The organism is Variovorax sp. GW458-11-26-14-LB1, assembly GCF_059423965.1.
Genome location: NZ_JBWKYW010000067.1, coordinates 1 through 19970, shown reverse-complemented (window position 1 = coordinate 19970; position 19970 = coordinate 1). Strand labels below are relative to the sequence as shown.

Annotated in this window: 20 protein-coding genes; 9 read left to right on the top strand and 11 right to left on the bottom strand. The window is 70.7% G+C overall.

Features of this window, described 5'->3' with window-relative positions; translation table 11 throughout:
- The first annotated feature begins 15 nt into the window (after positions 1-15).
- Positions 16-1530 (top strand): class I adenylate-forming enzyme family protein, encoded by a 1515-nt coding sequence (locus AC07YS_RS29185; protein WP_495275750.1) that lies wholly within the window; start codon positions 16-18, stop codon positions 1528-1530.
- 25 nt (positions 1531-1555) lie between these two features.
- Here AC07YS_RS29185 and AC07YS_RS29180 read toward each other — a convergent pair whose 3' ends face one another.
- Positions 1556-2443, bottom strand: coding sequence for a gamma-glutamyl-gamma-aminobutyrate hydrolase family protein (locus AC07YS_RS29180; protein WP_307582330.1), 888 nt, complete (start codon positions 2441-2443; stop codon positions 1556-1558).
- Between the two features lie 105 nt (positions 2444-2548).
- On the opposite strand from AC07YS_RS29180, the gene AC07YS_RS29175 reads away from it, so the two are divergent.
- Positions 2549-3604, top strand: a complete 1056-nt coding sequence (locus AC07YS_RS29175) for a sugar phosphate isomerase/epimerase family protein (protein WP_495270077.1) — start codon at positions 2549-2551, stop codon at positions 3602-3604.
- On the opposite strand, the gene AC07YS_RS29170 is transcribed toward AC07YS_RS29175, so the two are convergent.
- Positions 3601-4899: an aspartate aminotransferase family protein gene (locus tag AC07YS_RS29170; RefSeq protein ID WP_495270076.1), complete on the bottom strand. Its 1299-nt coding sequence runs from the start codon at positions 4897-4899 to the stop codon at positions 3601-3603. The genes AC07YS_RS29175 and AC07YS_RS29170 overlap by 4 nt on opposite strands.
- 120 nt (positions 4900-5019) lie before the next feature.
- On the opposite strand from AC07YS_RS29170, the gene AC07YS_RS29165 reads away from it, so the two are divergent.
- Positions 5020-5496, top strand: a complete 477-nt coding sequence (locus tag AC07YS_RS29165; RefSeq protein ID WP_159274176.1) for an Lrp/AsnC family transcriptional regulator — start codon at positions 5020-5022, stop codon at positions 5494-5496.
- 9 nt (positions 5497-5505) lie between these two features.
- Here AC07YS_RS29165 and pdxR read toward each other — a convergent pair whose 3' ends face one another.
- Positions 5506-6972 carry a MocR-like pyridoxine biosynthesis transcription factor PdxR gene (pdxR, locus tag AC07YS_RS29160; RefSeq protein WP_495270075.1) on the bottom strand — a complete coding sequence of 489 codons (1467 nt, stop codon included), beginning with the start codon at positions 6970-6972 and terminating at the stop codon, positions 5506-5508.
- An 87-nt stretch (positions 6973-7059) separates the two neighbouring features.
- Between pdxR and AC07YS_RS29155 the strand changes: the two genes are divergently transcribed.
- The 5 genes from AC07YS_RS29155 (at position 7060) to AC07YS_RS29135 (ending at position 11397) form a co-directional block, all read left to right on the top strand.
- Positions 7060-8415 (top strand): MFS transporter, encoded by a 1356-nt coding sequence (locus AC07YS_RS29155; RefSeq protein ID WP_495273790.1) that lies wholly within the window; start codon positions 7060-7062, stop codon positions 8413-8415.
- A gap of 465 nt (positions 8416-8880) precedes the next feature.
- Positions 8881-9150, top strand: coding sequence for a translation initiation factor IF-1 (infA, locus tag AC07YS_RS29150; RefSeq protein ID WP_062482563.1), 270 nt, complete (start codon positions 8881-8883; stop codon positions 9148-9150).
- 124 nt (positions 9151-9274) lie between these two features.
- Complete coding sequence (gene dbpA, locus AC07YS_RS29145; RefSeq protein WP_070063311.1) at positions 9275-10717, top strand: ATP-dependent RNA helicase DbpA; 1443 nt, start codon at positions 9275-9277, stop codon at positions 10715-10717.
- A 94-nt stretch (positions 10718-10811) separates the two neighbouring features.
- Positions 10812-10982, top strand: coding sequence for a hypothetical protein (locus AC07YS_RS29140; protein WP_167395080.1), 171 nt, complete (start codon positions 10812-10814; stop codon positions 10980-10982).
- A gap of 91 nt (positions 10983-11073) precedes the next feature.
- Positions 11074-11397: a hypothetical protein gene (locus AC07YS_RS29135; RefSeq protein WP_495270238.1), complete on the top strand. Its 324-nt coding sequence runs from the start codon at positions 11074-11076 to the stop codon at positions 11395-11397.
- A gap of 12 nt (positions 11398-11409) precedes the next feature.
- Here AC07YS_RS29135 and AC07YS_RS29130 read toward each other — a convergent pair whose 3' ends face one another.
- The gene (locus AC07YS_RS29130) at positions 11410-12297 is read right to left on the bottom strand and encodes a LysR family transcriptional regulator (protein WP_495270239.1); all 888 of its coding nucleotides are present in this window, start codon (positions 12295-12297) and stop codon (positions 11410-11412) included.
- Positions 12298-12386: 89 nt separating this feature from the next.
- Between AC07YS_RS29130 and AC07YS_RS29125 the strand changes: the two genes are divergently transcribed.
- Positions 12387-13274, top strand: coding sequence for an EamA family transporter (locus AC07YS_RS29125; RefSeq protein ID WP_495270240.1), 888 nt, complete (start codon positions 12387-12389; stop codon positions 13272-13274).
- Between the two features lie 4 nt (positions 13275-13278).
- Here the strand turns inward: AC07YS_RS29125 and AC07YS_RS29120 are convergent, their stop codons facing one another.
- The 7 genes from AC07YS_RS29120 to AC07YS_RS29090 all read right to left on the bottom strand — a co-directional run bounded on the left by AC07YS_RS29120 (position 13279) and on the right by AC07YS_RS29090 (position 19722).
- Positions 13279-14205, bottom strand: coding sequence for a fatty acid desaturase family protein (locus tag AC07YS_RS29120; protein ID WP_495270241.1), 927 nt, complete (start codon positions 14203-14205; stop codon positions 13279-13281).
- A 79-nt stretch (positions 14206-14284) separates the two neighbouring features.
- On the bottom strand, positions 14285-15001 hold the full coding sequence (locus AC07YS_RS29115; RefSeq protein ID WP_435889044.1) for a GntR family transcriptional regulator: 717 nt from the start codon (positions 14999-15001) through the stop codon (positions 14285-14287).
- Positions 14998-16272, bottom strand: coding sequence for an FAD-dependent oxidoreductase (locus AC07YS_RS29110; RefSeq protein WP_495270242.1), 1275 nt, complete (start codon positions 16270-16272; stop codon positions 14998-15000). The genes AC07YS_RS29115 and AC07YS_RS29110 overlap by 4 nt, the downstream gene beginning before the upstream one ends.
- Entirely contained in the window at positions 16269-16517 is a 249-nt protein-coding gene (locus tag AC07YS_RS29105; RefSeq protein WP_495270243.1) for a (2Fe-2S)-binding protein, read from the bottom strand. The genes AC07YS_RS29110 and AC07YS_RS29105 overlap by 4 nt, the downstream gene beginning before the upstream one ends.
- A complete protein-coding gene (locus tag AC07YS_RS29100) occupies positions 16514-17617 on the bottom strand; it encodes an NAD(P)/FAD-dependent oxidoreductase (RefSeq protein WP_495270244.1) in 1104 nt (367 codons plus the stop codon). The genes AC07YS_RS29105 and AC07YS_RS29100 overlap by 4 nt, the downstream gene beginning before the upstream one ends.
- Before the next feature lie 11 nt (positions 17618-17628).
- Entirely contained in the window at positions 17629-18564 is a 936-nt protein-coding gene (locus AC07YS_RS29095) for a 4-hydroxyproline epimerase (protein WP_495270245.1), read from the bottom strand.
- A gap of 15 nt (positions 18565-18579) precedes the next feature.
- A complete protein-coding gene (locus AC07YS_RS29090) occupies positions 18580-19722 on the bottom strand; it encodes a branched-chain amino acid ABC transporter substrate-binding protein (RefSeq protein ID WP_095948363.1) in 1143 nt (380 codons plus the stop codon).
- Between the last annotated feature and the right edge of the window lie 248 nt (positions 19723-19970).

The window sequence follows — 19970 nt, the reverse complement described above, 5'->3', positions numbered from 1 at the left end:
ACGGAGCCGACCCGGATGGATTTCGTTTCCCTGCTCGACCAGCACGCCCGCACCCAGCCCACCCACGAATGCCTGCGCGCCGCGGGCCGCGCGTGGACCTATGCCGAGTTCGCCGACCTCTCGCGCCGCGCCGCCACCGTGCTGCGCGGCCAGGGCGTGGGCCCTGGCGACAAGGTCGCGCTGCTGTGCTTCAACACGGTCGGCTTCGTCGCCGCGATGTTCGGCGCCTGGCGCCTCGGCGCGGCCGTGGTGCCGGTCAACCACAAGCTGCAGGCGCCGGAGATCGACTACGTGCTGGCGCCCGCCGGCGTGCGCCTGTGCGTGGCCGACGGCACGCTCGCCACGCAGGTCGCCGCGCGCATCGCGCACCGCTGCGACTGGCTCGCGACCGACAGTGCCGCCGACGGCCTGCCGATGCTCGACGAGCTGATGGCGCAGGCCATGCCGCTGGGCGACGACGCGCCGGCGCCCAGCACCGATACGCTGGCCCAGGTGCTCTACACCTCGGGCACCACGGGCAAGCCCAAGGGCTGCCTGCACAGCCACCGCAACGTCTTCATGGCGGCGGTGTGCACGGCGGCGGGCATGTCGCTGTCGCGCAACGAGCGCACGCTGGTCGCGATGCCGGTGTGGCATTCGTCGCCGCTCAACAACTGGCTGCTGGGCACGCTGCTCATGGGCGGCACCGTGGTGCTGCTGCGCGAGTACGCGCCCAAGGCCTTTCTCGACACGCTGGCCGAAGAACGCATCACCTTCACCTTCGGCGCGCCCATCGCCTTCCTGGCGCCGCTGTCGGTGGTGCCCGACGTGCAACGCTACGACTTCAGCGCGATGCGCCTGTGGGCCTACGGCGGCGGCCCGCTCGGTGCCGACATGGCGCGCAAGCTGGCCGACAGCTACCGCAGCGACCGCTTCGTGCAGGTCTACGGCATGACCGAATCGGGCCCGCTGGGCACGGTGCTCTACCCGGAAGACGCGATCGCCAAGGCCGGCTCGATCGGCCGCGCGGGCGTGCCCGGCGTGGCGATCGAGGTGCGCCACCCCGACGGCCGGCGCTGCGGCGCGGGCGAGGTCGGCGAGATCCACCTGCGTTCGCCGGCCGTGATGCAGGGCTACCTCGACAACCCGCAGGCGAGCGCCGAGGCCTTCGACGCCCAAGGCTGGTACCGCACGGGCGACCTGGCGCGGGTGGACGAGGACGGCTTTTTGTTCATCGTCGACCGGCTGCGCGACATGATCATCACGGGCGGTGAGAACGTCTATTCGAAGGAAGTGGAAGACGCGTTGGGCGCCCACCCCGACGTGCAGGACGTGGCCGTCATCGGCCGCCCGCACCCCGAGTGGGGCGAGACCGTGACGGCGGTGCTGGTGGCGCGCGGCGGGCGCGCGCTCGAGGCGCGCGAGCTGGTGCGCTTTCTCGAGGACCGGCTGGCGCGCTACAAGATCCCGCGCATCTTCGAAGTGCGCGAGAGCCTGCCGCGCACGGCGACGGGCAAGCTGCTCAAGCACCTGTTGCGCGACGCGGCCTGAGCACGCGCCCCGAACAGCAGCGCCGTCAGCGCCGCAACAACGCCTGCCGCAGCAACCGCGCCGCCCGGTTGCGAATGCGCCCCTGCATCTCGCGCATGCTGGTGCGCGGTGCCACGCGGGCGGTGGCGCAGGCCCACAGGAAGTCGTGCAGGATCGGTGTGTCGTCCACGGTCTCGGTGCTGCCGTACTTGTGGAACTCGGGGTGCCACTGGGTCGCCGCGATGTAGCCGCGCCCCTTCTCGGGCCGGCGGCGGATCGCCTCGGGCACGCGGTCGGGCAGGCTCCAGGCCTCGATCTCGAAGCCGGGCGCGAGCCCCTTGATGCCTTGGTGGTGGATGCTGTTGACGCGCGCCGTGCGCACCTCGGGGTACAGCTTCGCCAGGCGCGTGCCCTGCACGATCTCGATCTGGTGGAAGTTCTGGTCGTAGGTCACCGGGTCGCGGTGGCGCACCGTCTCGGGGTGGCCGTGCTGTTCCTCGATGTCCTGGTAGAGCGTGCCGCCGAAGGCCACGTTGATCAGCTGCAGGCCCCGGCACACGCCGAAGATCGGCTTGCCGGCCTGCTCGAAGGCCTCGACCAGCGCGAGGTCGTACAGGTCGCGGATCTGGTCGCCGATCCAGGCGTCTTTCAGGGGCTCCTCGCCGTAGCTGCCGGGCCAGACGTCGGCGCCGCCGTGCATCACCACGCCGTCGAGCCACTCGGCGTAGTGCGACAGCTTGGTGTCGCCGCGCGCCGTCTCGCCCGTGGGGCAGGGCACCATCACCACCATCGCGCCGGCCGACATGAGCCAGTGGGCGATCGATTGTTCGACGTATTGCAGCGTCTTGTTCGTGAAAAGCGAGCGGGCCGGGTCGGCGTGCGAGAAGCAAGCGGACAAGCCGATCTTGAGCCGGGCGGCGACAGGCTGAGACATGTCGATGGGTTCCCTGTGGACAAAGTTCATTGTGCGCCCATCGAACTTCGGTCGTGTGTCAGCCGAACCCCCGAAGTATGCTGTGCGGCGCATCAGGAGACACGCATGAAGACGATCAAGGGGCCGGGCATTTTCCTGGCCCAGTTCGCGGGCGACACGGCCCCGTTCCACTCGCTCGACGCCATCGCCGGATGGGCTGCGGGCCTCGGCTACAAGGGCGTGCAGATCCCCAGCTGGGACACGCGCCTCATCGACCTGAAGCGCGCCGCCGAGAGCAAGACCTACTGCGACGAGATCAAGGGCACGTTGGCCGGCCACGGCCTGGAGATCACCGAGCTCTCGACCCACCTGCAGGGCCAGCTGGTCGCGGTGCACCCGGCCTACGACGCGGGCTTCGACGGCTTTGCGGCGCCCGAGGTGCGCGGCAACCCCGTGGCGCGCCAGCAGTGGGCGGTGCAGCAGCTGCACCACGCGGCCAAGGCCTCGGCGAACCTCGGGCTCACGGCGCACGCGACCTTCTCGGGCGCGCTGGCCTGGCCGTACCTGTATTCGTGGCCGCCGCGCCCGCCGGGCCTCATCGAGGAAGCCTTCGACGAACTGGCGCGCCGCTGGCGCCCGATCCTCGATGCCTTCGATGCCGTGGGCGTCGACGTGGGCTACGAGATCCACCCCGGCGAAGACCTGCACGACGGCGTGAGCTACGAGATGTTCCTGGAGCGCGTGGGCAACCACCCGCGCGCCTGCCTGCTGTACGACCCGAGCCACTTCGTGCTGCAGCAGCTCGACTACCTGGCCTACATCGACCACTACCACGAGCGCATCAAGCTCTTCCACGTGAAGGATGCCGAGTTCAATCCGACCGGCAAGCAGGGCGTGTACGGCGGCTTCCAGAGCTGGATCAATCGTGCGGGGCGCTTCCGCTCGCTGGGCGACGGGCAGGTCGACTTCAAGGCCATCTTCTCGAAGATGGCGCAGTACGACTTCCCGGGCTGGGCGGTGCTCGAATGGGAGTGCTGCATCAAGCACCCGGAAGACGGCGCGCGCGAAGGCGCGACCTTCATCCGCGACCACATCATCCGCGTGGCCGACCGCGCCTTCGACGACTTCGCAGCCGGTGGCGCCGATGTCGCGGCGAACCGGCGGATGCTGGGAATCGGCTAGCTGGTCGAACGGATCGCGTCGTCGAGTATTTCCAGGCCGCGGTCGACTTCCTCCGGCCTCACGTTCAGCGGCGGCGCGATGCGCCACACGGCCGCCATGCCGCCGACGGCCACGATGTTCATGCTCAGGCCGCGCGCCATGCAGGCGTCGGTGATGGCGCGGCCGCGCTCGGCGTCGGGTTCGCGGGTCTCGCGGTCTTTCACCAGTTCCACGCCCTGCAGCAGGCCGTGGCCGCGCACGTCGCCGATCACCTCGTGCCGCGCCTTCAGCGTGGCCAGGCCCCGGCTCAGGCGCTCGCCCATGGCGGCGGCGCGCTGGTTGAGCCCTTCTTCCTCGAGCACGTCGAGCACCGCCAGGCCGACCTCGGCCGGCAGCGGGTCGGACACGTGCGAGGTGACGTGCACGAAGCCCTTCTCGTGGCAGTCCTGCTCGATCGCCTCGCTGGTGACCGTGGCGCCGATCGCCAGGCCGCCGCCCAGCGTCTTCGAGACGGTGAGGAAGTCCGGCACCACGCCCGCCTGCTCGAACGCGAAGTTGCTGCCCAGGCGGCCGAAGGCGGTCTGCGCTTCGTCCAGGATCAGCAGCATGCCGCGCTCGCGGCACTTGGTCTGCAGCTTCGGGAAGTAGCCGACGGGCGGCACGATCACGCCGCCCGAACTCAGCACCGGCTCGGCAATGAAGGCTGCGAGCGAGCCGCTGGACTGCGCATCGACCATGTCGAAGCCGACATCGAGGCAGGTGGTGTCGCAGGCGTCGCGGCAATGGCGGATGGGGCAGCGGTAGCAGTTCGGCGCGGGGATCGACATGGTGCCGGGCTTGCGCGGCCCGTAGTCCACGTGGTGCCGGCCCGCGAAGGTGAGCGCGGCCATGCCGCCGTTCACGCCGTGCCAGCCGCCGTTCAGGCCCACGATCTCGTAGCGGCCGGTGGTCACGCGGGCCATGCGCGCGGCGGCCTCGTTGGCCTCGCCGCCGGTGGACAGAAACAGCGATTTCGACAGCGACGGCGGCAGCATCGCCGCCAGCCGCCCGGCCAGCGCCGGCACGGCCGGCCCGACGAAGCCGCTGTACAGGTGCAGCGCGCCCTCGCAGGCCTTCTCGATGGCTGCGACGATGCGCGGGTGGTTGTGGCCGATGGTGGCGCACATCTGGCCCGAGGTGAAGTCGAGGATCTCGCGCCCGTGCGCATCCCACAGCGTGGCGCCGCGCGCCTTGACGATGACATGCGGGCTCAGCCCCATGCCGTAGCGCACGAGGTGCTTGCTGACCACGGGGTCGTAGGTTGCGCCTTCGGCCATCGGATGCTCCTTGTTCGTCGGGGGAGCCCCAGCGTAGCCATCGGCCGCGAAATCCGGTGTCGTTGTGCGGGCCCGAAAACGAAGCCGATTGCGCGCACCTTGCGCCACACTGGCGGCACCATGAAAACCGGCACCCTCGATCGCATCGACCAGTGCATCCTGGCCGAACTGCAGGCCGACGCGGGCCTGCAGAACCAGACGCTGGCCGAGCGCGTGAACCTCTCGCCCTCGGCCTGCCTCAAGCGCGTGCAGCGGCTGCGGCGCGCGGGCGTGATCCGCGAAGAAGTGGCGATCCTCGATGCCGCGCGCGTGGGATTCCCGGTGCTGGTGATCTCGCGCGTGTCGCTGCGCAGCACCACGCGCGAGGCGATCGGGGCCTTCGAGCGCAAGGTGCATGCGCTGCCGCAGGTGCTGCAATGCCACTGCGTGGCCGGCGAGACCGACTTCGTGCTCGTGATCTGCGCGCGCTCGCTGCCCGACTACCAGGCCTTCGCGCAGGAGCAGCTGGGCGACGCGCTGGAGCTGGAGAACTACTCGAGCGACATCGTGCTGTCGACCACCAAGTTCACGACGCGGCTGCCGCTGGACAGCGCCTGAGCCGACGCGCTACAGCAAGCGCACCAGCCGCCGGATCGCGCCGTCGATCTGCGACTCGGCGATCAACCCGAAGCCGAAGGCCAGCCCGTTGGGCGCATCGGGCGCCTGCGGGTCGAGCGCGAAGCGCGACAAGGGCGGCAAGGTGATGCCGGCCGCCGCGGCACGCTCGACCACCACATGGTCGCGTGCGCCGCCGTGCAGCCACGCCGACAGGTGCAGGCCGGCATCGGACGGGATCGCCTCGAGCCGGCCCGCGCCGTGGCGCGCCAGCGCGTCGAGCAGGGCGCTGCGGCGTGCGCCGTACAGCTTGCGCATGCGGCGAATGTGGCGCGCCAGGTGCCCTTCGGCAATGAAGGCCGCGAGCGCCTCCTGCCCGAGCACCGGGCCGTGCCAGTCGGCCAGTTCGCGCGCCCGCACCAGCACCGCGCGGGCCCAGGGCGGCGCCACCACGAAGCCCAGGCGCAGCGCGGGGAACAGGCTCTTGGAAAAGGTGCCGACGTAGAACACCGAGCCGGCGCGGTCGAGCGTCTGCAGCGCGTCGAGCGGGCGGCCGGCAAAGCGGAACTCGCTGTCGTAGTCGTCCTCGATGAGCACGGCATTGCGCGCCCGCGCAAAGGCCAGCAGGGCGGCCCGGCGCGGTGGCGACATCGCCACGCCGGTGGGGAACTGGTGCGAGGGCGTGACGCAGACCACGCGCGCCTCGGGCGGGATGCGGTCCACGCACAGGCCTTCGTCGTCGGTCGGCACCGTGACCACCTTCGCGCCGGCGGCCAGCATGGCCTCGCGCAGCGAGGGATAGAACAGCTGCTCGACCGCCACCACCGTGCGCCCCGGCACCACCAGGATGCGCGCCAGCAGCCCGAAGGCCTGCTGCGCGCCGGCCGTGACCACGATGTCGTCGGCCGTGCAGCCGACCGCGCGCGTGAACGACACGTGCGCCGCGATCGCCTCGCGCAGGGCGCCCTGGCCCTGGGGGTCGGCGTAGTCGGCGGTCTGGCGCGCCACGCGGCGCAGCGCGCGGTCGGACAGGCGGCGCCAGATGTCGAACGGAAAGGCGCCGACGTCGGGCAGGCCGACGCGGAAATCGTCGCGCGCGGCCCGCGGCTGCAGCGTGGGGGCGAGGTCGGCGCCGGGCACGTTCAGCGGCACCAGCCGCGGATCGCGCCGGGGCGCGGTGCCCGCCTCTTTCGGCGCGGCCCGGCCGCGCCGCAACGCGGGCAGCGTATCAGCCACGTAAGTGCCGGACCCCGGACGCGCCAGCAGGTAGCCCTCGCTCAGCAGCAGGTCGTAGGCCGCCAGCATGGTGTTGCGCGACACGCCCAGCCGCTGCGCCAGCGCGCGCGTGGCGGGCAGGCGGGCGCCGGGCTGCAGCCGGCCGTCGAGGATGGCATCGCGCAGCTGGCGGTGCAGCGCGCGCAGCAGGTCGCGCGAACCGGCGGCCGGCAGGCGCAGGGCAAGCTCAAAAAGTGGCTCCATGATCTTTGCCGATTGTGGTTCTTTTGAAGAGCCGCCTGCAATCCTATTCTGAAGGCCTTGGAACACCCACCCATGGAGTCCTTCACCATGCACACCGCTCCTGAAACCCCGCAGCAACCGCCCGCCGAACGCCTGCCCCTGGGCCTGGCCTGGCTCGCGCTGGGCGCCTTCGCCATCGGCACCGAAAGCTTCATGGTCGCCGGCCTGCTGCCGGTGCTGGCGGCCGACCTGCAGGTCAGCGCCGCGCAGGCCGGCCAGCTGGTGCTGCTGTTCGCGCTGAGCTATGCGATCGGCTCGCCGCTGATGGCCGCGCTGCTCGCGCGCTTCGGGCGCCGCCCGCTGCTCATCGCCAGCCTGGCGACGTTCGCGGGCCTCACGGCGGCGGCCTCGATGGCGCACGGCATCGCGCAGCTGGCCCTGGCGCGCGTCGCGCTCGGGCTGGTGGCGGGCGTGTTCCTGCCGACGGCCAGCGCGGTGGCGGCGGCGATGGTGTCGCCCGCGCTGCGCGGCCGGGCGCTGGCCATCGTGACCGGCGGCGGCACCGTGGCGGTGGCGCTCGGCGTGCCGCTGGGTGCCTGGATCGCGGGCTGGGGCGGCTGGCGCACGGCCTACCTGCTGATCGCCGCGGTGGCGGCGCTGGCCACCTGGGGCCTGTTCGTGGGGCTGCCGCGCACGCTGGCACAGGCCCCGGCCCAGGACCCGGCCGATCTGGCTCCCCGTGCCCCGGCCTTCGCCGTGGCGCGCGAACCCGGCGTGGCGCCGGCGCTGCTGGCCACCGTGCTGTGGGCCACGGGCGGCTTCAGCTTCTACACCTACATCGCGCTGTTCCTCGGCCACACGCTGGGCTTCGGGGCCGAGGGCGTGGGCGCGGTGTTCTTCGCGATCGGCGTGGCCGCGGCGCTGGGCACCGCGACCGGCGGCTGGGCCACCGACCGTTTCGGCGCCGACCGCATGGCGCGGGGCTTCGCGCTGGCGCTGGTGGTGATCATGGGCGGGCTCTCGTTCGCCGCGCAGATGCTGCCGCGCGGGCTGGCGCTGCCGCTGATCGTGGGCCTGTCGGCGCTGTGGGGCTTCGCCGGCTGGGGCTTCGGCCCGGCGCAGGCGGTGCGGCTGATCCGGCTGGCGCCCGAGCGCGCACCGATGACGCTGTCGCTCAACGCCTCGGCGGTCTACCTGGGCATCGCGGCGGGCTCGGGGCTGGGCGGCGCGACCATCGCGTGGTTCGGCGTGAGCGCGGTGGGCTGGGTGGGCGCCGCCGCCCAGCTGGCGGGGCTGGTGCTGCTGTGGCGCGCGGCGCGGCGCGGCGGGCCCGGTCGGCCGCGCCTGTGGCGTCATCGGCACCGGCCTGCGCCTGATCCTGCGGCGGGTTGCTATATTTTCAATAGCTACATTGATAGGATGAATGGCCCTTCGGGGCCTTTTTCATGCGGGCGTTGTTTTTAAGACAAGCAACTGTCATGCCCCGCAAGCTATAATGTCGGGTTCGTTTCGATACCACGACGAAGAATTTCGTCACCCCCGCCGGCCGATCTGCGTTGCCATCTGAATCCGGGTTCCAGGATTCATCAGGCTTCTCGTTTCCAGCCCTCGGGCCACGCCGGCTTTCACAGTGTGTTGGAGCGCCAGACCGGGCGCCCATGAATGCCACCACTGCCTTCGTTCCTGTTGAAGCGAATCGCGCGTGCGGCGCGTCCGTTCTCACTAATTTTTCGGCATTGCGCGCCCCGCACCGGCACGCAGCGCCCCAGGCTTCATGGACACTTTCGCAACAGCATCGCGGTGGGCAGGTTTCTGCTTCCCGCACCGCAACGACAGATTCCTGGACGCCGGCTGACCCGCCGGCCGACTGAAACCAACACGCCCATCTTCATCTCCAACACACATCGAACGATTCAGAGGTAATCACACATGCCCAAGGAAGAACTGATCGAAATGAACGGCGCAGTGACCGAAGTCCTGCCCGACTCGCGCTACCGCGTCACGCTCGACAACGGCCACCAGCTGATCGCCTACAGCGGCGGCAAGATGCGCAAGCACCACATCCGCATCCTGGCCGGCGACAAGGTCTCGCTCGAGCTGTCGCCCTACGACCTGACCAAGGGCCGCATCACGTTCCGTCACCTGGAACGCCGCGGCCCCCCGCCGACCAACTCGGGCAACAACACGCCCCGCCGCTGAGCGACGCCCGGCCGGCCTTGCAGAGCGCCCTCCCGGAGGGGGCCCTGCAAGGCCTTTGTCTTTTCCGGGCCGTCACTTTTTCCCTTTTGCGTTTTCCTGTCTGTCTGTCTCCGGCTGCCGAACGATGAACTCCACCACCTCCCCAGCCGGCGGCCTCCAGGCCGAACCCCACGGCTTTGCCACGCTGGCGCTGTCGCCCCAGATGCTGGCCAACCTCACCCAGCTCGGCTACACGCAGATGACGGCCATCCAGGCCGCCGCGCTGCCGCCCGCCCTGCTGGGCAAGGACCTGATCGCCCAAGCCAAGACCGGCAGCGGCAAGACCGCCGCCTTCGCGCTGGCGCTGCTGTCCAACCTGAACCCGCGCCGCTTCGCCATCCAGGCGATGGTGCTGTGCCCCACGCGCGAGCTGGCCGACCAGGTCACGACCGAAATCCGCCGCCTGGCGCGCGCCGAAGAAAACATCAAGGTCGTCACGCTGTGCGGCGGCGTCGCGCTGCGCGGGCAGATCGCCAGCCTGGAGCACGGCGCGCACATCGTGGTGGGCACGCCGGGCCGCATCATGGACCACCTGGAGCGCGAGAACCTCGACCTCTCGGCGCTCAACACGCTGGTGCTCGACGAGGCCGACCGCATGCTCGACATGGGCTTCTTCGACGACATCGTGAAGGTGGCGCGCCAGTGCCCGAAGGAACGCCAGACGCTGCTGTTCTCGGCCACCTACCCCGAAGGCATCGCCAAGCTCGCGCAGCAGTTCATGAAGAACCCCGAGCAGATCACGGTGCAGGCCCAGCATGAAGGCAGCAAGATCCGCCAGCGCTGGTACCAGGTGAAAGACAGCGAGCGGCTGCACGCCGTGAGCCTGCTGCTGGACCATTTCCGTCCCGTGAGCACGCTGGCCTTCTGCAACACCAAGCAGCAGTGCCGCGACCTCGTCGACGTGCTGCAGGCACAGGGCTTCAGCGCGATGGCGCTGTTCGGCGAGCTGGAGCAGCGCGAGCGCGACCAGGTGCTGGTGCAGTTCGCCAACCGCAGCTGCTCGGTGCTGGTGGCCACCGACGTGGCGGCGCGCGGCCTGGACATCGCGCAGCTCGAAGCGGTGATCAATGTCGACGTGACGCCCGACTCCGAAATCCACATCCACCGCGTGGGCCGCACCGGCCGCGTGGGCCAGCAGGGCGGCTCGGAAGGGCTGGCGCTGAACCTGGCCAGCATGAACGAGATGGGCTTCGTCGGGAAGATCGAGCTGCTGCAGGGCCGCGAGTCCGAATGGCACCCGCTCGCCGAGCTCACGCCCGCCAAGGGCGCACCGCTCACGCCGCCGATGGCCACGCTGCAGATCGTCGGCGGGCGCAAGGAAAAGATCCGCGCCGGCGACGTGCTGGGCGCGCTGACCGGCGACTGCGGCTACACCAAGGATCAGGTCGGCAAGATCAACGTCAACGAGTTCTCGACCTATGTCGCGGTGGACCGCGGCATTGCCGAAGAAGCCGCCCGCAAGCTCGGCAACGGCCGCGTGAAGGGCAAGAGCGTCAAGGTGCGCCTGCTGACACCGCAGTCGACCTGACATCCCTCCCATGCTCCTGTTTGGGCGCTTGGCAGACGAAATCTGCCGATGTGGCCTAATCGGGGGTCGAACATCTTTTTTATCCGAGCTTTCCATGCCCAAGAAAATCCGTACCGAAGCCGACCGTCTTGCCAGCCCGAAGCCGACGCCCATGCCCGGCTACACCGTGCCGCGCAACGGTGGCGGCCAGAAGATCAGCCTCGAGCGCGGCACCGCCACGCGCAGCAAGAAGAACCCGGGCAAGCGCCCGAGCAAGGGCGGCTGATCCAGCCCCCGCGGCTCTTTCTTCGGAGCCACGACGAACGCGCCCCCGGGCGCGTTTTGTCATTGGGGCCTGCCCTGCATCACGCGCCGCCATGTCCGACGACAACCAGATCTACATCCCGCCCTCGTTCTTCGCGGTCTACAGCGACACGCGCCAGCGCCTGCGCGAGCCGATCGACGTGGTGCGCGCGCGCTACGAGATCTGCGAAGACCTCGCCGGCCACCTCGTGGGCCATGCGCAGATCCAGCACCACACCGAGGTGCCGGTCGAAAGCGAGATCCTGCGGCGCATCCACGCGGGGCTGGTGACGCCGGAATCGGGCGTGTCGGTGCCCGAGGCCGGCTGGATCGTGCAGCGGCTGGCCGAGCTGCTGGGGTGGGAAGCGCCCGAGATCGCCGAACCGGCGGGCGACTAGCCCCCGCGCGCCTCACCGCGCTGCGAACCGCTCCAGCAGGAAGTCGACAAAGGCCCGCGTCTTCGCCGCCAGGTGGCGCGACGGGTACACGGCGTACACCGGCGTGCGGTCGGCCTCCCAGTCGGCGAGCACGGCTTCGAGCCGGCCCGTCGCCAGCTCCTGTTCGACATAGATGCGCGGCACCAGGCTCAGGCCGAAGCCCGCGAGCAGCGCGTCGCGCACGGCGATGCTGGAGCTGACCTTGTAGCGCCCGTCGATCGGCACCGCCACGCTGCGCCCGGCGCGGCGGAAGGTCCACTTGTTCGCGTGGCCCGACAGCGTGAACTGCACGCACTCGTGGGCCTTCAGGTCTTCGGGCGCGGCGGGCCGGCCGTGGGCCGCGAAGTAGCCGGGCGCACCGCACAGCACGTGGGTCATGGTCATGAGCTCGCGCGCGACCAGGCTCGAATCTTCCAGCCGGTCGCTGCCGCGGATCGCGAGGTCGTAGCCCTCGCCGATCAGGTCGGTGCGGGGGTCCTGCAGGTTCAGCTCCAGCCGCAGGTTGGGGTGGCGCGCCATGAAGGCGGGGATGTGCGGCGAGATGCAGGTCAGCGCGAAGGTCAGCGGCGCGCTCACGCGCAGCACACCGCCCGGGCTCGCGCCCACGGGCGCCAGCGCGGCGTCGGCCTCGTCCAGGTCGTCGAGGATGCGCGCGAGCCGCTCCACGTAGGCCGCGCCGGCCTCTGTGAGGCTCATGCTGCGCGTGGTGCGGTTGATCAGCCGCACCTTCAGGTGCGCCTCCAGCTCGGCGATGTTCTTGCTGACGGCCGCGGCCGACAGCCCCAGCTGCCGCGCGGCGCCCGCGAAGCTGCCCGCCGCGGCGGTGGTGCGAAAGACCTTGAGGGCGGTGAGATGGTCCATGGGCCGGCGCTCGATTGACGACTGTCAGTAAAGAATCAATTCATTATTCGAGCATTCACAACCACAGGTCAACGGCCTAGATTCGAGCCATGACCTCCCGCACCACCGACCTCCTGCTCACCGCGATCGCCCCCGCGGTCTGGGGCAGCACCTACATCGTGACCACCGAGCTGCTGCCGGCGAACTACCCGCTGACGGTGGCGCTGCTGCGCGCGCTGCCGGCGGGCCTGCTGCTGATGCTCATCGTGCGCCAGCTGCCGCCCCGGGCGTGGTGGGGACGCATCTTGCTGCTGGGGGCGCTGAACTTCTCGGTGCTGTGGGCGATGCTGTTCCTGGCCGCCTACCGGCTGCCGGGCGGCGTGGCGGCCACCATCACTTCGGTGCAGCCGCTGTTCGTGGTGTTCCTCGCCGGCCTGCTGCTGGGCGCGCCGGTGCGCGCGCTGTCGGTGGCGGCGGCCGTGATCGGCATGGGCGGGGTGGCGCTGCTGGTGCTCACGCCGAACGCCGCGCTCGACGCGCTGGGCATCGCCGCGGCGCTCGCGGCGGCCGTGTCGATGGCCTTCGGCACGGTGCTCAGCCGCCGCTGGCAGCCGCCGGTGTCGGCCCTGACCTTCACGGCCTGGCAGCTGACGGCCGGCGGCCTGCTGCTGCTGCCGGTGGCGCTGTGGCTGGAACCGCCGCTGCCCGCGCTCACGGCGATGAACTGGGTCGGCTTCGCCTGGCTCGGCCTGGTCGGCGCCGCGCTCACCTACATCGTGTGGTTCCGCGGCGTGGCGCGGCTGGAGCCCTCGGCGATCGCGCCACTGGCCTTCCTGAGCCCGGTGACGGCGGTGATCCTGGGCTGGGCGCTGCTGGGCCAGAGCCTCTCGGGCTGGCAGATGGCGGGCATCGGCATCGCGATCGCGAGCATCTGGCTGAGCCAGCAGGCGCAGCGCGGTGCGCAGCCGGTGGCGACGGTGCCTGTGCCCAGCCGCTGAAGGCTTACGCCACTGGCGCTGCCTGGCGCAGCAGCTGCAGGTAGCCGGGCTGCACTTCCATGCGCGCCGTCGCGCCCTGGCGCTGCAGCAGGCGGTGCGCCTTCGGCAGCGCCCAGCAGGGCAGGTTGGTGAACATGTGGTGCTCGCAGTGGTAGTTGACCCAGTAGGGCGCCACGAAGATGCGTTCGAGCCAGCCGGCATGCGTGGTGCGCGCCTGGCGCAGCGGATCGGCCTCGTTCTGCGCCACCAGCGCATGCTCGGCGATGTTGCGCACGCGGCTCACGAGCGGCAGCCAGGTGGCCATCGGCAGCAGCCACATCAGCACCCAGGCCCACCAGACACCGGCGAGCGTGAAGGCCAGCAGGCCCAGGCCGTTGCCGATGAGAAAACGCCTGTCCTTTGCCAGCTCGCGCCCGAACACGCGCAGCGCCGATTCGCCCGGCGCACGTTGACGAATGCCGTCGGCGATGTGGCCGAAGCGCTGCTTGTAGAAGGTCTGGCCGCTGAGGTCGCGCACGACCTTGCGCCACATCGAGTCGCGCGAGATCGGGAAGGGCGCCGACAGCACGAGGTCCGGGTCTTCGGTCTGCTGCACGAAGCGGTGGTGCTGCAGGTGATACGGCCGGTAGTCGCGCAGCGTGGGCGAGCACAGCCAGTAGCCGACCCAGTCGTTGACCTTGCGGTTGCGGTGCAGCCCCGCGTGCGCGGCGTCGTGCATGAGGATGAACAGGCCCAGCTGGCGCGTGCCGACGATCGGCACCATGAGCGGGATCGTCCACGGCCACACGATGCCCGCGAGCATCGCGGCGCCGATCACGCCCCAGCAATGCGCCACCAGCCACAGGCCCCGCCAGGACGAACGCGTGGTGAGCGATTGCCACTCGTCGGGGGTGAAGAAGTCGTCGGGTCGAGCGCGGGGTGCAGCGGCCATCGGGCCAGTATGCGGCGAAGGCGCCGGCAGATCACGCGTAGTTCCCCGGTGTGGGCGCCTTGGAGCGAGGCCCTTCGGCCTACTTGTCGATGATTTTCCGGGCGAAGACTTCGAGGTAGTCCATGAGCCGCTCGGCGCCCGCGATGGCCGCGGCCTCGTCGCCGGTGGCGATGCCCTGCGCCAGTTCGAGGTGCGCGTTGGCGCCCTCGACGATCTCGCCCTCGTGCTGGTAGGCGTACCAGAAGCGCCGGCACTGCACGATCAGCGGCACCACCGCCTTCACCGCCGAGTCGTTGTGGCTCGCCTGGTGCGTGACGAGGTCGAGCGCGCGGTCGGCCTGCATGTAGTCGTTCAGGTCGCCGCGGCCCGCGGCCTCGACCATGGCCTCGGCGCAGCGCACGATGGCCTGGCGCTGCGGCGCGGTGGCGCGGCGCGCGGCGCAGGCCGCAATCAGCTGTTCGAGCACGCGCCGGGTCTGGATCACGTCCAGGTGGTCGGCCAGGTCGATGGTCGACACCAGCAGGCCGCGGCGCGGCTGCTGCACGATGAGGCCGATCGACACCATGCGCATCAGCGCCTCGCGCACCGGCGTGCGGCCCAGGCCCGTGCGCTCGGCCAGCTCGGCCTCGACGATCTGGCTGCCGGGCTCCAGCTGCATGGTGGACAGCAGCGCCTCGATGGCGTCGTAGGCCAGGTCGGCCGCGCGGCGCTTGGGCGGGGGTCGGGGAGCGGTCTTCGGGGCGGCCATGGTGGGGATGTGGATGTGCTCGTGCGTGTGCGGATGCGTGGCCGTCATTGTCGGGCGTCGCCGGGGGCTGCAAGCCCGGCCAGTGTCTCGATGCGCACCGGCACCAGCGGCGGGCGCGGCGCGGGCGGCGTCCAGCCGAACAGGAACTGCGCCGCGTCGCCGCACACGCGCCCCTGGCAGGCGCCCATGCCGCAGCGGCGGTGCAGCTTGGCATCGGTCCAGCCGGTGCAGGCCGCGAGCGCGGCAAAGGGCACGTCTTCGCAGCGGCACACGAGCGTGTCGGGGCGGGGCAGGGCCTTGAGGTCGTCGGCCAGCGCGAAGCGGCGGTGCAGCTGCGCGGCGAAGGCGTCCCAGCGGGCGCGTTCGCGGTCGTGCGCGTGGGCCTGGGCGGTCTCGCCGACGGCCGCGTGGCCGGCGATGGTGCCCTGCACCAGCGCGCGCTCGCTGCCGCCGAAGCCGGTGCATTCGCCGGCCGCGTAGATGCCCACGACGTTCGTGGCCTGCAGCCCATCGACCGCGAGCCCCGGCCCCGCGAGCGCGCAGCCGAGCAGCTGGCCCAGCTGCGTGTTCGGCGTGAGGCCGAAGCCGCAGGCGATGCGGTCGCAGGCCATCTCGACCTCGCGGCTGCCCTGGCGCAGCCGCACCGATTCGACCTGCGTCGCGCCCTGCGCCGAGACGATGCGCGACGCGGTGCGGTAGTTCGCATCGGCCAGCGTGAGCGCCTGCACGGCCTTGCCGGGCCACCGCACGAGGCTGGCACCGAAGGCCGCGACCGAGGCGAACGAGGCCTGCTCGGCGATGCGCAGCACCTGCGCGCCCGCCGCCTTGGCCGTAGCGGCGGCGGCCAGCAGCAAGGGCCCGCTGCCGGCGATGACGATGCGTTCGCCCTCGACCGGCAAGCCCGCCTTGATCAGCGCCTGCAGCCCGCCCGCACCCGTCACGCCGGGCAGCGTCCAACCGGGGAAGGGCAGCAGCAGTTCGCGGGCGCCAGTGCACAGGATGAGCTTTGTCCACTGCATGCGCGTCGCGCCCTCGGCGTCTTCGAGCAGCAGTTCATGCGCAGCAGGCGCAGCGACCACACGCGTGCCGCTGCGCACGCGCAGGTTCGCGTGGCGTGCGAGCGCCTCGCGCCACTGACGTGCCGCCGGTGGCAGCGACGCGCCGGGGCCGTCGCGCCAGATCTGTCCGCCAGGCGCGGGGTTGTCGTCGATCACCACGACCGGCGCACCACTGGACGCCGCCGCCACGGCCGCAGCCATGCCCGCGGGGCCCGCGCCGACGACCAGCACATCGCAGGTTTCGAGCGTGACGCCGCTCATGCCGTCGTCTCCACGCGCATGCCCTCGGCGCACACGGTCTGGCAGGCGAGGCGGCGCCGCCCATCGATCTGCACGCGGCATTCCTGGCACACGCCCATGCCGCAGAACGGCGCGCGCGGCTGGCCCGTGACCGAGGTGCGCGCCGTGCCCATGCCCCCGGCGATGCGCAAGGCGGCGGCGACCGAGCTGCCAACCTTCACGCGCACGGGCTGTCCGTCGATGTGCAGCAAGGTCTGAGCGCTCATGCCCTCTCCAGCAGGCCGCGCGGCGCATACGGCGCGGCGTCGAAATCGGGCGCTGCGCCGGTCATCAGCGCCGCGAGCACATTCGCGCTGCCCGGCGCCGTGGTCACGCCCAGCCCTTCGTGGCCGACCGCGAGCCAGAGCTTCTCGCGCCACGGATGCCTGCCCAGCAGCGGCAGGCCGTCGGGCGAGGCGGCGCGCAGGCCGGTCCACGCGCGCACGGCATTCAGGTCGGCGAGCCCCGGCAGGTAGTCGAGCGTGCGCTGCAGCATGCGCGCGAGCATCGGTGCCTCCACGGCCAGGTCGGTCGTGTCGAACTGGCGCGACGAACCCACCAGCAGCTGCCCCGTGGGCCGCGGCTGCACGTTGAAGGCGACCGAGTCGCCGTCGCTGTGGTGCGCGCTGGTCACGTAGCCGAGCTCGACGAGCTGGTGGCGCACCGTGCCCGGGTAGCGGTCGGTGATGAGCAGGTGGCCCTTCTTCGGGCGGATCGGCAGCTCGGGGCACAGCGTCGTCGCCTCGATGCCGTTGGCGAGCACGACCTGCGGCGCGGTGCGGCGGCTGCCATCGGACAGGCGCAGCGTGCCGTCGTCTTCGATGGCCTCGACCTTCGCGTGCTCGACCTGCACCAACGCGGCGTGCTGCGCGAGCAGCCAGCGTGCCGCGTTCGGCGCATAGAGGATGCCGTCGCCCGGCACTTCGAGCGCGCCCGACAGGCCCGCGCGCAGGGCGGGTTCGGCGCGCGCGAGTTCGCTGGCGCTCAGCAGCCTGCTTTCGATGCCGAGCGCGCCCAGCCGCTGCTGCTTGCGTTCGGCCTCGGCCATTTCCTCGTCGTTCGCCGCGATCCAGAGCGTGCCGCAGGGGCTGTAGGCGCAGTCGGCGCCCAGGCGCGGCGCGAGGGCGCGCCATTGCGCGACCGAGTGGCGGCTGAGTTCGAGCTCGGCCGCGTTGTCGTCCATCACCACGAGGTGGCCCATGCCCGCGCCGGTGGCGCCACCCAGGCGCGCGTCGAGCACGCGCACGCGGCGCCCGGCCTGCGCCAGCGCATGGGCACACGCCGCGCCGACGATGCCGGCGCCGATGACGATGACGTCCGTGTCCATGCGCCCCGGTGTCAGAGGCGGATGCCCCAGCCGAAGGGGTCTGTGTCGTCGATGAGCAGCGTGGCCTCGGCGCTGATGTGCGCGCGGCCGCGCAGCGTGGGAATGACCTGGTCGCCGTCCATCGCGTAGCTCGCCTCGAAGACGCTGCCGATCACGCTGGCCTGCCGCCACACCGCGCCCGGCGCGAGCTTGCCGTCGGCCGCGAGGCAGGCGATCTTGGCGCTGGTGCCGGTGCCGCAGGGCGAGCGGTCGTAGGCGTTGCCGGGGCACAGCACGAAGTTGCGGCTGTCGGCACCTTCGTCATCGTTCGCGAAGAGTTCGATGTGGTCGATCTCCGCACCGTTCGCGCCCGTGATGCCCTGCGCCGCCAGCGCCTTGCGCAAGGCGGCCGTGTAGTCGGTCAGCGCCGCGAGGTTGTCGCTCGCCACGCGCTGGCCGTGTTCGCTCACGAGGAAGAACCAGTTGCCGCCCCACGCCACGTCGCCGCGCACCGTGCCGTGGCCCGGCAGCTCGACCGCCACCTGGTGCAGGTGCCGGTACGCGGGCACGTTGCGCACGCTCACCGAGCCGTCTTCGTGCAGCGTGGTCGTGACCGTGCCCACGGGCGTCTCGATGCGGTGCTCGCCCACGCCGATGCGGCCCATGTGCGCCAGGCTCGCGACCAGCCCGATGGTGCCGTGGCCGCACATGCCCAGGTAGCCGGCGTTGTTGAAGAAGACCACGCCGGCCGCCGCATCGGGCGACACCGGCTCGCACAGCAGCGCGCCGACCACGACGTCGCTGCCGCGCGGCTCGAGCACGGCGGCGGCGCGCCACTTGTCGTGTTGATCGGCCAGCAGCGTACGGCGCTCGGCCATGGAGCCCTTTCCCAGATCGGGAAAGCCGCCGATCACAAGGCGCGTGGGCTCGCCGCCGGTGTGCGAGTCGATGACCTGGATGCGTTGCATGGGTGTGCGGCTCACTCAGTAACTGGCAATGGGCACGGGGGCCGCGTTCTTGAAGGTGAAGACGGTGATGGGCGCCTGCTTCATGTTGCCCTTGTCGTCGTACGCGTAGGTGGCGGCCACGCCCTTGTAGGTGGCCTTGTAGAGCTCGGCGCCGACCTTGTCGGGGTCGATGGCGTTGGCCTTCTTCATCGACTCGCCGATGAACAGCACCTGGTCGTAGTACGAGGCGGCGTACGCGTCGGGGTCGACGTTGAAGCGCTTCTTGAACTTCTCCTTGAAGGCCGGACCACTTTGCGCCTTCTCGAGCATGGAGCCGCCCTGTGCGCAGAACACCAGGTCGTTCACCGCGTCGCCGCCGATCTTGCCGGTGGCCGGGCTGCACACGGTGTCGCCGCCCAGCAGCTTGCCGGGCACGGCCAGCTGCTTCATCTGGCGTGCCATGGGTGCGGCCTGCGGCGCGTAGCCGCCGAAGAAGATCGCCTCGGGCGCCTTGCCCTTCATGTTGGTCAGGATGGCGGTGAAGTCGACGGCCTTGTCGGTGGTGAACTCCTGGCCGACGATGGTGAGGCCCTGCTTCTTCGCTTCCTTGGTGAACTCTTCGGCGAGGCCCTGGCCGAAGGCGGTGCGGTCGTCGATCACGCCGACCTTCTTCACCTTCAGTTCCTTGGCCGCGTACACGGCCATGGCACCGCCGATCTGGTTGTCGCTGGCGATGATGCGGTACAGGTTCTTGTAGCCGCCCTGCGTGACCTTCGGGTTGGTGCCCACGGTGGACACCAGCGTGCCGCCGTCGCTGTAGATGCGCGAGGCCGGAATGGCCACGCCCGAGCAGTACGGGCCCATGACGAACTTGACGCCGTCGTCGACGAACTTTTGCGCCACGCTGACGCCGGTCTTGGCGTCGCACTGGTCGTCTTCGGAGACCAGCTCGAACTTCAGCGTCTTGCCGCCGACGCTGAGCTTCTTCGCGTTGAGCTCCTCGATGGCCAGGCGGATGCCGTTTTCATTGTCCTTGCCCGCGAAGGCGTTGGGACCCGACAGCGGACCGCTGTGGCCGATCTTGACCACCTGCTCCTGGGCCTGCGCGGGGCTGGCCACGGCCAGGGCGACCAGGCCCGCGAGACTGAGTGAGGAAACCATGCCTGCTTGTGACTTCATGCTTCTTCCTAGGGTTGGGAACAATGAAAAACGACAGGGCCTTCGTGCATGGAGACCTGCCTCAGTTTAAATATATTAAGTACATATCTTGTAGATATCTGTGGGGCAAGCGCTCTTTCGGTCGCTGGGGTTCTGTGATATCTGTGAACGAACGGGCCGTTCGGGGCGCGATCCCGCCGACGGGGCACCTTGCTCCGCGAATGTCCCCCGGCCTGCGGCCTCCTCCTTGATTTCGCTGCGCAAGGCAC

Excerpts from the sequence above, each read along its gene's own strand:
- AC07YS_RS29185 (WP_495275750.1), top strand. The coding sequence starts at position 16 with ATGGATTTCGTTTCCCTGCTCGACCAGCACGCCCGCACCCAGCCCACC.
- AC07YS_RS29180 (WP_307582330.1), bottom strand. The coding sequence starts at position 2,443 with ATGTCTCAGCCTGTCGCCGCCCGGCTCAAGATCGGCTTGTCCGCTTGC.
- AC07YS_RS29175 (WP_495270077.1), top strand. The coding sequence starts at position 2,549 with ATGAAGACGATCAAGGGGCCGGGCATTTTCCTGGCCCAGTTCGCGGGC.
- AC07YS_RS29170 (WP_495270076.1), bottom strand. The coding sequence starts at position 4,899 with ATGGCCGAAGGCGCAACCTACGACCCCGTGGTCAGCAAGCACCTCGTG.
- AC07YS_RS29165 (WP_159274176.1), top strand. The coding sequence starts at position 5,020 with ATGAAAACCGGCACCCTCGATCGCATCGACCAGTGCATCCTGGCCGAA.
- pdxR (WP_495270075.1), bottom strand. The coding sequence starts at position 6,972 with ATGGAGCCACTTTTTGAGCTTGCCCTGCGCCTGCCGGCCGCCGGTTCG.
- AC07YS_RS29155 (WP_495273790.1), top strand. The coding sequence starts at position 7,060 with ATGCACACCGCTCCTGAAACCCCGCAGCAACCGCCCGCCGAACGCCTG.
- infA (WP_062482563.1), top strand. The coding sequence starts at position 8,881 with ATGCCCAAGGAAGAACTGATCGAAATGAACGGCGCAGTGACCGAAGTC.
- dbpA (WP_070063311.1), top strand. The coding sequence starts at position 9,275 with ATGAACTCCACCACCTCCCCAGCCGGCGGCCTCCAGGCCGAACCCCAC.
- AC07YS_RS29140 (WP_167395080.1), top strand. The coding sequence starts at position 10,812 with ATGCCCAAGAAAATCCGTACCGAAGCCGACCGTCTTGCCAGCCCGAAG.
- AC07YS_RS29135 (WP_495270238.1), top strand. The coding sequence starts at position 11,074 with ATGTCCGACGACAACCAGATCTACATCCCGCCCTCGTTCTTCGCGGTC.
- AC07YS_RS29130 (WP_495270239.1), bottom strand. The coding sequence starts at position 12,297 with ATGGACCATCTCACCGCCCTCAAGGTCTTTCGCACCACCGCCGCGGCG.
- AC07YS_RS29125 (WP_495270240.1), top strand. The coding sequence starts at position 12,387 with ATGACCTCCCGCACCACCGACCTCCTGCTCACCGCGATCGCCCCCGCG.
- AC07YS_RS29120 (WP_495270241.1), bottom strand. The coding sequence starts at position 14,205 with ATGGCCGCTGCACCCCGCGCTCGACCCGACGACTTCTTCACCCCCGAC.
- AC07YS_RS29115 (WP_435889044.1), bottom strand. The coding sequence starts at position 15,001 with ATGACGGCCACGCATCCGCACACGCACGAGCACATCCACATCCCCACC.
- AC07YS_RS29110 (WP_495270242.1), bottom strand. The coding sequence starts at position 16,272 with ATGAGCGGCGTCACGCTCGAAACCTGCGATGTGCTGGTCGTCGGCGCG.
- AC07YS_RS29105 (WP_495270243.1), bottom strand. The coding sequence starts at position 16,517 with ATGAGCGCTCAGACCTTGCTGCACATCGACGGACAGCCCGTGCGCGTG.
- AC07YS_RS29100 (WP_495270244.1), bottom strand. The coding sequence starts at position 17,617 with ATGGACACGGACGTCATCGTCATCGGCGCCGGCATCGTCGGCGCGGCG.
- AC07YS_RS29095 (WP_495270245.1), bottom strand. The coding sequence starts at position 18,564 with ATGCAACGCATCCAGGTCATCGACTCGCACACCGGCGGCGAGCCCACG.
- AC07YS_RS29090 (WP_095948363.1), bottom strand. The coding sequence starts at position 19,722 with ATGAAGTCACAAGCAGGCATGGTTTCCTCACTCAGTCTCGCGGGCCTG.